This window comes from Pseudoalteromonas sp. SG43-6 (assembly GCF_014164365.1).
Lineage (GTDB): Bacteria > Pseudomonadota > Gammaproteobacteria > Enterobacterales > Alteromonadaceae > Pseudoalteromonas > Pseudoalteromonas rhizosphaerae.
The window spans coordinates 1-14,490 of the sequence record NZ_JACJEZ010000032.1; the positions used below are offsets into that span (position 1 = coordinate 1).

Here is a 14,490-nt window from a genome sequence, read left to right on the forward strand (position 1 = left end):
TATCAGCTATCAGCTATCAGCTATCAGCTATCAGCTATCAGCTATCTTATCTGAACTTGACAAAGAACATAAAAAAACCTGCAATCTTGATCAGAATTACAGGCTTATAATTAAACTTCTAGTCAGCTTTAATATATTAGCCTTGTGGGCCAAAGCGTTCTTTTAAGTAGGTATCTAAAAAGTTTAGATACGCGTTGGAGGCACTGATACGGTTTTCTTTTTTGCTAAAACCATGACCTTCATCGTCAAATAATACATATTCGACCGGTACGCCATTGGCTTTCACTGCGGCAACTAACTCATCACTTTCTATCTGTAATACGCGCGGATCGTTGGCGCCTTGAATAACCATTAATGGTTTGGTGATATTCTTAGCATGGAATAGCGGTGAGATTGCACGATGACGCTCGCCGTCCGTTGCAGGGTCGCCCATTTCATCGTACAACGCTTTTTTAAAGCTTTCCCACCACGGTGGAATTGAGTTGAGCGTTCTTACCCAGTTGGTGACACCAAAAATATTAATGCCCACTTTGAATTCTTCAGGCTCAAAAGCAAGCGCTGCTGCGGTCATGAAGCCACCGTAGCTGCCACCTATGATACCGATTTTTTCTGCATCGACCCAATCTAAACTTTGTAAGTGTTTTTTACCGTAAACAATGTCTTGTAAGTCGTCGGTGCCGTGTTTTTTATCATCTAAATGAAAAAAGGTTTTACCATAGCCTGAACTGCCACGGTTATTAACCGCAAAAATAGCATAGCCATGATTGACTAAATGTTGTTGCATTGCACTGTAACCAGTGCGGCTTTGGCCACCTGGGCCACCGTGCACCCAAATTAGCGCTGGCACTTTATTATTGCTACTGGCTTGCTTGGGTTTATAAAGTACGCCGGGTATCTCTAAACCGTCAAAGCTTTTAAAGCGCACTATGGTACTTTCAACTAAATCATTTTGATCTATCTCTTTGCTTAAAGTATTACTTAATTGCTGTGCCTTATCACTACCCACTTGCCAGACAAACAGGTTACTTGGCGAGGTATCTGAATTTAAGTAAAACGCCATGCTTTTTTCATCTGCAGAAAAGTTAACACCACGTAAGTTACCTGCGGGTAACTGAGGCATCGCAATCTCTTTGTCTGACTGGGTATCAATCACCGTGACTTTAGTGCTGGCATCGGCATTGACACCGCTGACTTGATAACGCCCTGATTTAGAAAAATAAATGAAGCTGACATCCCAATTATATTTTAATACAGGGCTATGCTCCTCTGAGGCCAACTCATAACGCCACACTTGTGAAAACTCGCCTTTAGCATCCGTTGAGTAGTATAAGTATTTACTATCAACAGAGAAGGTTTCAGGCGTGTATTGAGCTGGTGTATTGTGTTTTGAAATTAGCTGTGGTTTGAGGGTCTTTTTATAGGTATCGAGAATAAATGTGTCGCTGTCTTTATTGGTGTTATTTTTAGATAGTGCGATATAGCGGCCATCGGGGCTGATTGCTCCGACATCTAAACCAAGCGTATTTTGATAAACAGGGGTGATTTTATAGGTTTTACTATCAACGCGGTATAAGTCCATAAATTTAGCATCGCGCTGGTTACTAGTAATAAAAAACTCGCTGCTATCTTCTGTAAATCCTGCAAAGCTTGCGCGGGTTTCATCGCCGGGGGTTAAATCTGTTATTGACCCGTCAAGTTCACGGACGTAGACGTGAAAGCGCTCATTGCCGCCAGAATCTTTGGTAAAGAGGACCCTTTCATCATTTGGGAAGTAACGGACAGGGTAGGTGCTATCCTGAAAATTGGTTAAGCGGGTTTTGTTGCCTGTTTTTGCATCTACTTCATACAAGCTGTAAATACCACTTTCATCAGAGCTTACCAGTACTTTATCGCCATTGGGTGAAAAGCTACTGCCCATAATTGCGGTCGTATCAAAGAAGGTTTTAGCATTATAGGTGCTAACTTGCTGAGTTTGCTGCGACTGTACTGTGGTGACGGCTGTTGTTGAGGTTGATTGGCTACAACCGCTCAAGGCAATACTGATTGCACAGGCGAGTGCGGCAAATTGCAATTTTTTGTTCATAGTACATTCCTTGGTTTATTGTTATCTAATCATATTTTTACCGGTTTTAGTGTTGCCCTAACCCTATTTTAACGCAAGTTTTTAGCTGATTTTAACTGCAACAAAGTGTTACAAAGCCTGTATCGTTAAAAATACAGCCTACGTTATAATACTCACTCATATAAAAGGCTCTCTCATATAAAAGGAAAGTGATGATTGAAGTTAGTGGTTTACACAAGCAATTTGCCCAAAACATCCTATATAAAGATTATCGCATCAGCTTTACAGCACCGAGGGTATGTATTGAAGCGCCGAACGGTCAAGGTAAAACCACGCTGCTAATGATGCTTGCTGGACTTGAGCAACCACAAAGTGGACAGATATTATTTGCAGGCAAGGTGTTGTCTGAGCCTTATAAACAGGTAGCAATTGCCAGTGATCGCATCGCGCTGCCTGAGTTTTTAACCGCGAAACAAATTATCAATTTAACGGTTAGCAGTTTAGGCTGCGATTGGCCGACAGCGCTTATCAGCGGCTTTAATTTTTCAGATTTTTTAGCGACTCGTTTTGATGCGTTGTCATCGGGTAATCAAAAAAAGTGCCAATTAATTTTAGCGTTAATGCGCGGTGCGCCGTATTTGTTACTAGATGAGCCCAGTGCGGCACTTGATCAAGCCAGCATTATATATTTACTTGGTTTACTAGATAATTATTTAGCAGATAAAGCGCATGGGCAAATCATTATCACTTGCCATGAGCCGGCGCCGTTTATCGAGCATGGCTTTGAGTGTGTCCCCTTATGAGCAAGCTAGGTATTAAGCTTGAGATTGCACAATATCGCTCATTTATGCAGTATCGTTATCAGGCCTATAAAATTGAGCTGGCACAACTACTACAGCAACTTAAAAACTTCGGCTTATTATTTTTAGTGGTACTTGGCTCAGCCATGCTTGGAATGATTTTGCTGTTATTTTTAGGTCTGGGCAAAATCATCGACAGCATAGATGCGCCGCAATATGGCGCTCAAATGGCGTGGCTGTATCTATTACTGCAAAGCGTGATGCTCAGTGCAATGAAATCAGCCATTCAAAATAGTCAGCAGCGGCTCTTTCAACGCACTATTGTAAGGTCAAACTGGCTTAAGTTAATGGATATAAAACTATTGCTTTTAAGCAATGGCTGGTTGCTAGCAAGTGCTGTAATTGCGCTGGATTTAAACTATTCACAGTGGCTACGAGCACCCCATTTTGTGCTGTTTATGTTACAGCAGTTTAGCCTCGGTGTACTGTGTTTGTACAAGCCAAGAGCATTAATATATGGCTTAGTATTTACTGCTATTTTAGTCTTGCTACCGATTAATATAGCGCCGTTAGCCTATCACTGTGGCTTTATTATATTATTTGCGCTGAGCATGTTGTTGCCAGCATTTTCGCTGAGCGACCGGTTATCGGTCAATGCATTATCTACTTTTTGGCTGAGCTTTTTTATGCAACATAGCAGGGTACTAGTATGGCGAGTGGCTTTATTGTTGTGTGTATTTATGGCAATCACTACTTTGCTCAATGAGCGTGCTGATTTAGAGGCTATATTTAGTGTGATAGCCGCCGCTTTTATGGTGTTGTTTACCAGCTCACTGCAATTTGATTGTGGCAAGCTACATGATAAGTACCAGCTATTTTTTCAAGCAAATAACCAATCGCGGCTGTTTTTTATCAGCCAATTTATGCCAAGTTGCTTGTTCTTTTTGATAACACTTAGCAGCTATCTGTTGTTTGTCGCTCAAATAGAGTGGCTATTACTGAGCCTGAGTGTTGGCTGGGGTACATTACAATTATATATAGCACAAAAAAAACCAGCGCATTATGCGCTGGTTTGGATGATCACAACAGGCGGGCTGTTGGCTGTGTTAACTTAATATGTTAAGCAGCATTCGCCTTTTTTGCCGTGTTATTACGTGCAGCTTTGCCTGCTAATAAATCTGCAGGGTCAAAGTCGTCAACGTTAATAACATCTAAACGTGCTTTTTCAACGCTTGCTAGCTGATCAGCCTCTGCTTGCGTTAAAATACCCGCTTCAAGTCCCATCTGAGCAACTTTATCAAGCTGGAAGAAAGGCAGTTTAACGCCTTTTTCACGACATACCTTATCAAATAAAGGTTCAACAGCTAGCACGTCTTTAAGCGTTTGCTCTTGACGACCAACTAAGTTAAGTGGTTCATTTGTTAAGTATACGTAGCTTGCTAAACGGTTACGTGTTTCGCTAGGTACTTGTAAAATTTGTGCTAATTTATGCTCAAGTTTATCAGTCGGTTTACGAACTGGACGACCGAACGGGAACAACATCAACTTAAGTGCTGCACGAAGCGGAGCTGATGGCATATTGTTAATTAAATCAGCAAGTGCACGTTGGCAGTGGTAAAGGTGATCTTGACAGCTCCATTGTACAAGCGGTAAATCTTCTTTTTTACGGCCTTCATCGTTATAACGTTTCAGCGTTGCAGACACTAAATAAAGGTAACTAAGCAAATCACCTAAACGAGCGGAAATACGCTCTTTACGTTTTAGTGAGCCACCAAATACAGCCATGCTAATGTCAGACATCAATGCAAGTGACGCACTAAAGCGCGACGCAGTACGGTAAAACTCAGCTGTTTCGTCTTTAAATGGTGTAGTTGCAAAACGGGCTCCGGTAAAGCTCATCCACTTAGTACGTACAAGGTTAGACATAGTAAAGCCGATGTGGCCCATTAATGCTTTATCAAATACCGCTAGCGCTTCTTCACGATCTTCGATTGCGCAGGCACCCAATTCAGTCAGTACAAATGGATGGCAGCGAATGGCACCTTGACCGTAAATAATCATATTACGGGTCAAGATATTTGCACCTTCAACAGTGATGGCAATTGGTGCACCTTGATAGCCACGACCTAAATAGTTATTTGGCCCAAGCATAATACCTTTACCGCCGTGAACATCCATTGCATGATTGGTTGAATCACGCATTTGCTCGGTCAAATGGTATTTAATGATTGCCGAAACAACCGATGGCTTTTCGCCTAAATCAACCGCACCAGTTGACATGCTAACAGCCGCATCTGAGCTGTACGCATAACCTGCTAGTTTTGCTAGTGACTCTTCAACACCTTCCATTTGGCCAATAGGTAAACGGAATTGACGACGAATACGGCTGTATGCACCACTTGCAAGTGCAATTGTTTTAATACCACCCGTTGAGTTTGACGGCAATGTAATAGCACGACCAACCGATAAACATTCAACCAGCATGCGCCAGCCTTGGCCGGCCATTTCTGGTCCACCAATAATGTAATCAAGCGGTACGAAAATGTCTTTACCACGAGTAGGACCATTCTGAAATGGTACATTTAGCGGGAAATGACGACGACCAATTTCAACACCTGGCATGTCTGTAGGAATAAGTGCACAAGTAATACCTGGCTCTTTAACATCGCTTAGTAGACCATCTGGGTCTTGTAGTTTAAACGCCAGACCTAATACTGTCGCAACAGGCGCTAGCGTAATATAACGTTTGTTCCATGTTAGGCTAAGACCAATGACTTCTTCGCCTTCCCACATACCTTTACATACCACACCATAATCTGGAATGGCGCTGGCATCAGAGCCTGCTTCTGGTGAAGTTAAGGCAAAGCATGGGATCTCTTGACCACTAGCAAGGCGAGGTAAGTAATGATCTTTTTGTTCTTTAGTACCATAGTGCTGTAACAATTCGCCCGGACCTAATGAATTAGGAACGCCTACAATTGATGAAAGCAGGGTAGATTTACTGGTTAACTTTTGCAGTACACACGATTGTGCAAAGGCAGAAAATTGCAGGCCGCCATATTCTTTTTTAATGATCATGGCAAAGAATTTATTATCTTTTAGGTATTGCCAAACATCTTGTGGTAAATCGGTTAACTCATGAGTTGCTTCCCAGTCGTCCAACATACTACATACCACCTCAACTGGACCATCGATAAAGGCTTGCTCTTCGATTGTCAATTTAGGCATTGGGTATTGGTGTAATTTGTTCCAATCAGGACGGCCGCAAAAAAGATCGGCTTCCCACCATGTTGTACCCGCATCAATGGCTGATTTTTCAGTTTCAGACATAGTTGGAGTAACTTTTTTAAACATGGCAAAAATAGGTTTAATAATATATTGCTGACGAATGCCAGTAACAGACAATGGCACTGCAATGATCAAGAAGATCAACCAGCTAATTGCGCCAAATGCACCTGCAAAGGTACCAATGACAAGTGTTGCGATGGAAACGCCAAGGGCAGTATTCCAGCTCGCTCTGTGGTAACTCGCGATGCTGAGCAGCACGATTAAACCAAGTGTAAATATGAGTGTCATGTATTCAATCCTTAATAGAGGTCAGACCACCTTTAGTTAGAGTAGCGCTAGAGTGAATAATTATCAAGTAGCTTAGTGAAAATATCAGTGACTGTTATTTTGTAATCTGTGCACATCAGCATACGGATAAATGTGTGATTCGTCAGTATGATTTATTTGAGAAAAAATTAAGCTGTTTTCTTGCTTGCCTTGCCCTTGCTTATGTTTAACAATGCCGCTAAGGCCTAAGTTACGGGTTTACGCTTTTTAAAAAGCAGTATTTTAAAAGTATAAAAATTTTTGAAAGGTTAATTTATTTTATGTGTGAGTTGCTTGGCATGTCGGCGAATGTGCCTACAGATATTTGTTTTAGTTTTTCAGGGCTGTTAGAGCGCGGTGGTAACACAGGTCCGCATAAAGATGGCTGGGGCATTACTTTTTATGAAGGGAAGGGGTGTCGTACTTTTAAAGATCCTGAGCCTAGCTGTCAGTCTGAAATTGCCAAGTTAGTAAAGGCCTATCCCATTAAAAGTGTCTCGGTGATTAGCCATATTCGCCAAGGTAATCGTGGCCGTGTCTGTCTTGAAAATACGCATCCTTTTACCCGTGAGTTGTGGGGCAGGGAGCTGACCTACGCGCATAATGGTCAGCTTTCGAATTATCATGATTTAAAACCTGAATATTATCGGCCAGTGGGTAATACCGACAGTGAATTGGCGTTTTGTTGGTTACTCGATCAAATTCGTGAAAAATACCCTAAACGTCCAGCTAATATGGCGTCAGTGTTTCGTTATGCGGCAAAGCTTGCACACACTTTACGTGAAAAAGGTGTGTTTAATATGTTGCTGACTGATGGTGTGTATGTGTTAGCGTATTGTACTAATAATTTGCATTGGATCACCCGCCGTGCGCCGTTCGGTAAGGCTACGTTAATTGATGCAGATATGGTGGTAGATTTTCAACAAGAAACTACGCCAAATGATGTCGTAACGGTGATCGCTACCCGGCCACTGACCAACGATGAGCGTTGGCAAAAAATGGAACCAGGTGAATTTGCGTTGTTTAAAATGGGTGAGTTAATTTAGCCGTCAGTTTTAACGTTTGAACTTAATTAATGTGGTTATAAGCTGAAAAGCCCAAGTTATGATCGTCACACTTGAGCCTTTCGTCTTGCAAGCAATTTATTCCGGTGTTATTTCGTTTTTAACTTCTTCAGGTAATGCAACTGGGCTGGTTACCGTGAACGACTTAAGTTGTACTTCAAATTGTTCTACGCCTTTTTCGCCTTTCCACATCCTAACTAGCATGTAATCCATTTCAGGGGCGAACCATGCAAGCGCTTGGCGTTTATCATTATCATATAAGCGTTTTACTTTGATCGCTTCGATATTACCGATTGGTAAGGAAATAGTCTCTTTACCAACGACTTCAAAGTTATACTCACGACAGTTGCCTTTTTTATCAACTAGCTGGTACGAAAAGCTGGTTTTACCCATTTTTAATTCTTCGCGCACTTGTACTTGATATGAAATTGAGTCTTGAAATTGCTCAGACCACTCACATTCAATGGGGTATTTACTTTCACTGCTGTTTACGATTTTTTTAGTGTGGTCAAATTGCAGTGTATATTCTTTATCCGGGCCTGTGCCTGTGCGGATCATGCTATAACTTACAGGCGTGACTTTTTTGTCGCTGAAAGTAAAATTTGATGTCTCTTTACGTGAATCTGAGAATATCATCCACTCAATATCACTGTGGTAGCTAACTTGGTAACTGTTATCTGCTAGTTTTTTTAATGTGCGGACGCCTTGACCATGGTTTTCGCCTTTGCGCAAAATATCATAGTTAGCTTCAAATTGAGTAAGTTCACCAGCAATTAAACTAGTAGGAAGTAATAAAGTGCCCGCACACAATAGCAAGGCACTTAGTTTTTTATTCTGGGTAGTGCGCGCCGTGTGCAGGAAGTTGTTTTTTGTCAAGAACTGCATAATCTGCTTCCATAGTAAGTCGTTGTTCACTGAACCACTTGACCACCAAAGGGTAAATTATATGCTCTTGTGCATGCACGCGTTTTGCTAATGTGTCAGCAGTATCATCTGCCAGCACGGGTACTTTTGCTTGAAGAATGACAGGACCACCGTCTAACTCTTCAGTAACAAAGTGCACACTTACGCCATGAATGTCATCTTTTGCATCAATTGCTCTTTGGTGGGTATTCAGCCCCTGGTACTTAGGCAACAAAGAAGGATGAATGTTCAACATTTTTCCTTTAAATTTTTGCACTAAGTTAGGAGTAAGAATACGCATAAACCCAGCTAATACAACTAGATTTGGTGCAAAAGAATCAATAACGTTCATTAATTGCGCATCGTAGGCTTCGCGCGAGTCAAAATCTTTATGGCTGAGCACTGCTGTTGCAATGCCCGCTTGCTTTGCTCGCTCAAGGCCATAAGCGTCTGCTTTATTACTAATAACAGCCGCTATGTTTGCATTTATCTCGCCGTTATTACAGGCGTCAATGATGGCTTGTAAATTAGAGCCACTACCTGAAATTAAGACTACTAGACGAGCAGGGGCCATTAATCACGGCCGCCTAGGATTTCTACTTGCTCTTCGCCAGCTTTAGCATCATGGATCTCACCAAGGTGCCAAGCATTTTCGCCAAGCTCTTTTAAGATGCTTAAGCTTTGCTCAAGTTTGTCAGCAGGCACAACCAATACCATACCTACACCACAGTTAAATGTGCGGTACATTTCGTGGGTGGTGATGTTACCGTTTTCTTGTAACCAATTGAAAATACCAGGCCACTGCCAGCTATCACCTTTAACAACTGCTTTTGCAGACTCTGGTAATACGCGTGGGATATTTTCCCAAAAGCCGCCGCCAGTAATATGCGAAAGAGCATGAACATCTACCTGCTTGAACAGCTCAAGTAATGGTTTAACGTAAATACGTGTAGGTTCAAGCAGAGTTTCGCCTAATGTTTTACCTTCAAATTCAGCACTTGTATCAGCATTTGATACTTCAAGTACTTTACGAATTAATGAGAAGCCATTTGAATGCGGGCCGCTTGATGCAAGCGCGATCAGTTGATCACCAGCAGCTACTTTTGTGCCATCGATGATATTTGCTTTTTCAACTACGCCAGTACAAAAACCAGCCATGTCGTAATCTTCGCCTTCGTACATACCTGGCATTTCAGCAGTTTCGCCACCAATTAATGCACAGCCAGAGATCTCACAGCCTTTACCAATGCCTGTTACTACGTCTGCGGCAGTATCAACATCAAGTTTGCCTGTTGCATAATAATCTAGGAAAAATAATGGCTCAGCACCTTGAACGATAAGGTCATTTACACACATAGCAACTAAATCGATACCTACAGTATCGTGTTTTTTAAGGTCGATAGCTAAGCGTAACTTAGTACCAACACCATCAGTGCCTGCAACAAGTACTGGTTGCTTATAACCAGCTGGGATTTCGCAAAGTGCGCCAAAGCCACCAATTCCGCCCATAACTTCAGGACGACGGGTTTTTTTAACTACGCCTTTAATACGCTCAACAAGTGCGTTACCGGCATCGATATCTACGCCCGCGTCTTTATAACTTAGAGACTGTTTTTGTTCGCTCACAGGATTTCCTCAAAAAAGTTGCATGGTTTTGCATGTGTATGCTTAGAAACGCGCGTATTTTACAACAATTGCAAGGGCGCGGCTAGTTCAAATATGAGTTTACTATTATTGACAAGGACACTTGTCCGTATAATGACACAATAGATTTAGGTAGCAGGTGCTAGGTAGTTCCAAGCACCTAAAACCTAGTTCCTTTAGTATTAAGCCTTTGCAGTCAAAATTGCACGCAACGGCGCTGGGTAACCTTCAATGGTTTTACGAGTATCGTTTGGATCTAAAAAGTCGATCAGGGACTCGTTTTCCATCCAATCTGATTTACGTTGTTCGTCAAGCGTTGTAATAGCGCAGTCTTTCACTTGCACATCTTTAAAACCAACACGTTCCATCCAGAGTTTTAGCGCTGCCGTGCTCGGAATAAACCACACGTTACGCATCTTCGCATAGCGATCAGTGGGCACGAGTACTGTGTTTTCATCGCCTTCAATAACTAAGGTTTCAAGCACTAATTCACCACCTGGGCGAAGCTGCGCTTTTAATTGTGCTAAAAAGTCGATAGGGGAACGACGATGATAAAGCACACCCATCGAAAACACTGTATCAAAGGCTTTTAACTCAGGCAGGGCTTCAACACCTAGCGGTAATAAATGCACGTTTTCATCTGGGTTAAAGTGTTTGATGGCTTGAAACTGACATAAAAATAAATCAGACGGATCAATGCCAACCACAAACTCAGCGCCTTCACCGCGCATCCGCCATAAGTGATAGCCAGAGCCACAGCCGATGTCTAAAACCGTGCGGCCTTTTAGCGGCTCAATGTGCGGTAATAAACGGTCCCACTTCCAATCGCTGCGCCATTCAGTATCAATTTCAATACCGTGTAGGCTGAAAGGGCCTTTACGCCATGGCATCATTCGTTTTAATAAGTGTGTAACTTGTTTTTGTTCGCCGTCGGTCATTTCGCCTGGGGCACCAATTTCAACTTTGTCGATAATATTGACGTGTTTGGTCGCCACTTCAGGCAAGTTTTTTAACACTTTCTGCCATTTTGGTAAATCACCGTGACTTGCCTCTAATTGCCAGTGTTTTAATTGGCTAGGTAGCGTTTCCAGCCAGTGACTTAGCGGGCTTTGTGCGATTGCGGCGTAAAATTGGTTAAACCATTGAGACATTGAATTACTCTTTATATTTGTTACTTGATTGCTACCAGTGAGCAAAAATTAAAACATTGATACCACACTTGGGTTTGGCTAAAGCCAATATCGGTAAGTCGAGAAAGGTGAGCATTTAAAGTATCTGGGCGCATTACATTCTCAATGGCGGTACGTTTTTGGCTAATTTCTAATTCAGAATAACCATTGTGGCGTTTAAAATCGTGGTGCAAGTCAATTAGCAAGTTATCGCATTGCTCGTTCTCGCCTTTGATTTTTTCGCTTAACAGTAATACACCACCGGGTTTTAAATTCGCGTATATTTTTTCAAGCACGGCTTGGCGCTGTGCGGGTGGAATAAACTGTAAAGTAAAGTTCATGGCGACCACTGACGCGTTTTCAATATTTAGCTCATTAATATCACCAAGCGTGACTGTAACAGGCACTTCTGAGCGAAAGCCGTGCAAATGTAATTTACAGCGCTCAACCATGGCTTGAGAATTATCAACGGCAATAATATGGCAATTATCAGTGCGGATATTACGGCGCATGCTTAATGTTACTGCGCCAAGGGAACAGCCCAAATCATAAAGGTTTGAATTGCTTTGCGCATATTCACCGGCCAATTTACCCATCGTACTAACAATGGTTGCATAACCCGGAACTGAGCGCTGGATCATATCTGGGAAAACTTCTACTACATGTTGGTCAAAGCTAAAGTCTTTAACCGCTTGCTCAGTGGCATAAATGCTGTCTTTTATGTTCACACAAACAGTCTCTTGAAAAATAATAGGGCTATTTTAGCATTTTATGCTGGATAGTCAGTGATAATTTCAGTAGCTTGGCTAGAATAATGAATAACAAGTAGAAAAAGAGAAGTTTATGAGCAAAAGTAAAGTGATCAGCACAGATGATATATTGGCAACTCTTTGTCATTCTGTAACGAGTGTATTGTCATCGGCAAGTGGTAATAGTATTAGCTACTCAGCAATGGTACAAAAAATAACCCGCACCTGTATGCGTCCTGATATCGGTTGTTTTGTGTTATTTGATGGCGGATTTACAGGACTGGTAATTACTAATTTCACCTCGCAAGCGGCGATGGAGATTTATCATGATTACATGCGTAATATGGGGATGCCTGAAGAAGAACTCGCTCACAGTCATTTATCGGACGACGTCTCAAATGTACTCGGTGAATTGATGAACCAAATCGTTGGTGATTTTACTTCAAAGGTACGCGAGCAGTTACATACTTCAATTACCCAAAATCAACCGAAGATGATGGCCATCAATAAGCAAGTACAGATTTCGGTCGATACTACGATGGATAGACCGCAAGCACGGCGCGTGACATTTACCACCAGTAAACAAAATATCTTTTATTTAGAATTAGCAATGGATAAAACTGAGTTTATCAAATTGCACGATTTTGATATTGCTGAAGCTATTGACCCAGATGACATCATTGAAAACGAAGCAAAGCATAAAGCAGAAAAACAAAAAGCTGCTGATGATGCTAAAGCAAGTGATTTAGATGACGACTTTATGGCAGAACTTGGTTTATAAAGCTACCAAGCTTTAAAACTTTAAGCTTTAAATAACACAATAAAAGCGCGAGTTTACCTTGCGCTTTTTGGTTTGTGGGGAGTTGGTTGCTTTAAGGGATTACTGATAAACCTCGTTGCAATATAAGAAGTAAGCAATGTTAGCGATAATGAGTTAAATGTAACTTTCTTATACCTTCAAGAATTAATGTGACGACCGCAAGCAAAATAGCTATGTACGTAAGCCAATCCTTTTGGTTGATAGTCTCGCCTAAAAGAATCGCCACTATTAATAGCAGCACAGGCTCAACATAAACGAGTAAACCAAAAAGGCTTAAATTTAAATAGGGGGCAGATAGGGATTGAAACGAAAGCGCTAGAGCACTAATCCCCCCAAGGCCTACTACTAAATAAAGCAATGTTAAATTTACGGTTAACTCCGTGACAACTTGTCCATTGGCAAAGATAAAATAACAGGCTATAGGAAGGCTCAAAAGCATATCAACCCATGTGCAACCAATGTTATTAGTGTTTGTTTTTTTTCGTAGCCAAAAATAAATAGGGTAACCTATGCATACAACCCAAACCGGCCACAAAAATGATTGAGAAACAATTAATAGATTTAAAATCGCTATGAGAGCAAATAAACATGCTACTTTTTGATGCGGGGTTAAACGCTCTTGAAAAGCAAGCCGTCCGATAATTACCATAGCAATTGGCATGATAAAGTAGCCTAATGAAACCGCTAAACCATATCCATTTACGGGTGCCCACATGAATAGCCATAATTGTACACCAACTAAAAAAGATGAAAGGAGCCGTGTTAGCCAAAAATACTTTTCATATCGCACCCTCGTATATATGCCCAGTACTAGTGGCCAGTAACCTTTTAGTAGAATAAAAACAGTTAAAAATGGCACCGTAAATAAAACCCGCCAACCATATGTTTCTTGACCTTGAAGTTCATTTAACAGTGAAGTGTAAGCAAACATTAGTGCAAAAAGTGCTGATGAAATTATATTTAAAGTAACTCCCAATGAAGTTTTAGTAGAGTTTTGCATAGTCGGTATATAGAAGAGATTAGGTGTGTATATTTTATTTCAATACCATTGATAAATGGGCTCTAAAAAAGTACTGTTTGCGAGAAAATTTATCACCTTGAGATATTATGAAACTAGATCGCTATGACTATGCACTTTTAGAATTAGTCCAGAAAGATTGCCAAACTCCACTTCGAAAACTGGCTGAAGCGGTACATCTATCAACCGCCTCGGTGCAGCGCCGTATCCATAAACTCAGGGAAAATGGTTATATTGTATCAAATGTGGCGATTTTAGACCCAGATAAGCTAAATCAAGTTATCACTATTTTAGTAGAAGTGGAGGTTAACAGGACACATATTTCTGAGCTTGAGCTACTAAAGCAACGTTTTTCAGGTCCTGAAGTGCAGCAATGCTATTATGTTACGGGTGCAGCTGATTTTGTACTGATATTAGTTGTGCCTAATATGCAGCGCTTTCAAGAGATTTGTGATAAGTTTTTTCATGAGAACGATAATATCAAATCATTTAGAACCACCGTTGTACTAGAACGCGTTAAATCGAGTTTAAATGTGCTTTAAATACACTTGTGGTGACAATCAATTATTTTATGATGGAATGATTAATATTTTTGAATAACTGACTCAAAATATTTTTGTTCAGATAGTGGATGAAAATCTGCAATTGCCTAGCGTATAACCCAAGT

Annotated in this window: 13 protein-coding genes; 5 read left to right on the forward strand and 8 right to left on the reverse strand. The window is 41.2% G+C overall.

What is annotated here, in order from left to right:
- Window positions 1-136 precede the first annotated feature (136 nt).
- Complete coding sequence (locus tag H5201_RS14145; RefSeq protein WP_182784928.1) at window positions 137-2,083, reverse strand: S9 family peptidase; 1,947 nt, start codon at window positions 2,081-2,083, stop codon at window positions 137-139.
- Between the two features lie 191 nt (window positions 2,084-2,274).
- Between H5201_RS14145 and H5201_RS14150 the strand changes: the two genes are divergently transcribed.
- Window positions 2,275-2,865, forward strand: coding sequence for an ATP-binding cassette domain-containing protein (locus tag H5201_RS14150; protein ID WP_182732242.1), 591 nt, complete (start codon window positions 2,275-2,277; stop codon window positions 2,863-2,865).
- Window positions 2,862-3,977: a DUF6136 family protein gene (locus H5201_RS14155; protein WP_182740035.1), complete on the forward strand. Its 1,116-nt coding sequence runs from the start codon at window positions 2,862-2,864 to the stop codon at window positions 3,975-3,977. Before H5201_RS14150 ends, H5201_RS14155 begins: the two co-directional genes overlap by 4 nt.
- Window positions 3,978-3,981: 4 nt before the next feature.
- Here the strand turns inward: H5201_RS14155 and fadE are convergent, their stop codons facing one another.
- A complete protein-coding gene (fadE, locus tag H5201_RS14160; RefSeq protein ID WP_149982939.1) occupies window positions 3,982-6,438 on the reverse strand; it encodes an acyl-CoA dehydrogenase FadE in 2,457 nt (818 codons plus the stop codon).
- 299 nt (window positions 6,439-6,737) lie between these two features.
- On the opposite strand from fadE, the gene H5201_RS14165 reads away from it, so the two are divergent.
- Window positions 6,738-7,502, forward strand: coding sequence for a class II glutamine amidotransferase (locus H5201_RS14165; RefSeq protein WP_149982940.1), 765 nt, complete (start codon window positions 6,738-6,740; stop codon window positions 7,500-7,502).
- A 96-nt stretch (window positions 7,503-7,598) separates the two neighbouring features.
- On the opposite strand, the gene H5201_RS14170 is transcribed toward H5201_RS14165, so the two are convergent.
- The 5 genes from H5201_RS14170 to cmoA all read right to left on the reverse strand — a co-directional run bounded on the left by H5201_RS14170 (window position 7,599) and on the right by cmoA (window position 11,964).
- Window positions 7,599-8,396 (reverse strand): DUF3108 domain-containing protein, encoded by a 798-nt coding sequence (locus H5201_RS14170; RefSeq protein WP_404675521.1) that lies wholly within the window; start codon window positions 8,394-8,396, stop codon window positions 7,599-7,601.
- The gene (purN, locus tag H5201_RS14175; protein ID WP_145242362.1) at window positions 8,350-8,997 is read right to left on the reverse strand and encodes a phosphoribosylglycinamide formyltransferase; all 648 of its coding nucleotides are present in this window, start codon (window positions 8,995-8,997) and stop codon (window positions 8,350-8,352) included. The genes H5201_RS14170 and purN overlap by 47 nt, the downstream gene beginning before the upstream one ends.
- A complete protein-coding gene (purM, locus tag H5201_RS14180; protein ID WP_145242360.1) occupies window positions 8,997-10,049 on the reverse strand; it encodes a phosphoribosylformylglycinamidine cyclo-ligase in 1,053 nt (350 codons plus the stop codon). Before purM ends, purN begins: the two co-directional genes overlap by 1 nt.
- Before the next feature lie 200 nt (window positions 10,050-10,249).
- Window positions 10,250-11,218 (reverse strand): tRNA 5-methoxyuridine(34)/uridine 5-oxyacetic acid(34) synthase CmoB, encoded by a 969-nt coding sequence (gene cmoB / locus H5201_RS14185; protein WP_182784930.1) that lies wholly within the window; start codon window positions 11,216-11,218, stop codon window positions 10,250-10,252.
- Between the two features lie 20 nt (window positions 11,219-11,238).
- On the reverse strand, window positions 11,239-11,964 hold the full coding sequence (cmoA, locus tag H5201_RS14190) for a carboxy-S-adenosyl-L-methionine synthase CmoA (RefSeq protein WP_145242356.1): 726 nt from the start codon (window positions 11,962-11,964) through the stop codon (window positions 11,239-11,241).
- Between the two features lie 115 nt (window positions 11,965-12,079).
- On the opposite strand from cmoA, the gene H5201_RS14195 reads away from it, so the two are divergent.
- The gene (locus H5201_RS14195; protein WP_182717958.1) at window positions 12,080-12,766 is read left to right on the forward strand and encodes a DUF3334 family protein; all 687 of its coding nucleotides are present in this window, start codon (window positions 12,080-12,082) and stop codon (window positions 12,764-12,766) included.
- A gap of 139 nt (window positions 12,767-12,905) precedes the next feature.
- Here H5201_RS14195 and rarD read toward each other — a convergent pair whose 3' ends face one another.
- Window positions 12,906-13,805, reverse strand: coding sequence for an EamA family transporter RarD (gene rarD / locus H5201_RS14200; protein WP_182784932.1), 900 nt, complete (start codon window positions 13,803-13,805; stop codon window positions 12,906-12,908).
- A gap of 107 nt (window positions 13,806-13,912) precedes the next feature.
- On the opposite strand from rarD, the gene H5201_RS14205 reads away from it, so the two are divergent.
- On the forward strand, window positions 13,913-14,365 hold the full coding sequence (locus tag H5201_RS14205; RefSeq protein WP_149982944.1) for an Lrp/AsnC family transcriptional regulator: 453 nt from the start codon (window positions 13,913-13,915) through the stop codon (window positions 14,363-14,365).
- Window positions 14,366-14,490 lie beyond the last annotated feature (125 nt).

What these genes read in the sequence shown, in the direction of transcription:
- purN (WP_145242362.1), bottom strand. Translation starts at nt 8,997, where the DNA reads ATGGCCCCTGCTCGTCTAGTAGTCTTAATTTCAGGTAGTGGCTCTAAT.
- rarD (WP_182784932.1), bottom strand. Translation starts at nt 13,805, where the DNA reads ATGCAAAACTCTACTAAAACTTCATTGGGAGTTACTTTAAATATAATT.
- cmoB (WP_182784930.1), bottom strand. Translation starts at nt 11,218, where the DNA reads ATGTCTCAATGGTTTAACCAATTTTACGCCGCAATCGCACAAAGCCCG.
- H5201_RS14205 (WP_149982944.1), top strand. Translation starts at nt 13,913, where the DNA reads ATGAAACTAGATCGCTATGACTATGCACTTTTAGAATTAGTCCAGAAA.
- H5201_RS14195 (WP_182717958.1), top strand. Translation starts at nt 12,080, where the DNA reads ATGAGCAAAAGTAAAGTGATCAGCACAGATGATATATTGGCAACTCTT.
- H5201_RS14165 (WP_149982940.1), top strand. Translation starts at nt 6,738, where the DNA reads ATGTGTGAGTTGCTTGGCATGTCGGCGAATGTGCCTACAGATATTTGT.
- H5201_RS14150 (WP_182732242.1), top strand. Translation starts at nt 2,275, where the DNA reads ATGATTGAAGTTAGTGGTTTACACAAGCAATTTGCCCAAAACATCCTA.
- H5201_RS14155 (WP_182740035.1), top strand. Translation starts at nt 2,862, where the DNA reads ATGAGCAAGCTAGGTATTAAGCTTGAGATTGCACAATATCGCTCATTT.
- H5201_RS14145 (WP_182784928.1), bottom strand. Translation starts at nt 2,083, where the DNA reads ATGAACAAAAAATTGCAATTTGCCGCACTCGCCTGTGCAATCAGTATT.
- fadE (WP_149982939.1), bottom strand. Translation starts at nt 6,438, where the DNA reads ATGACACTCATATTTACACTTGGTTTAATCGTGCTGCTCAGCATCGCG.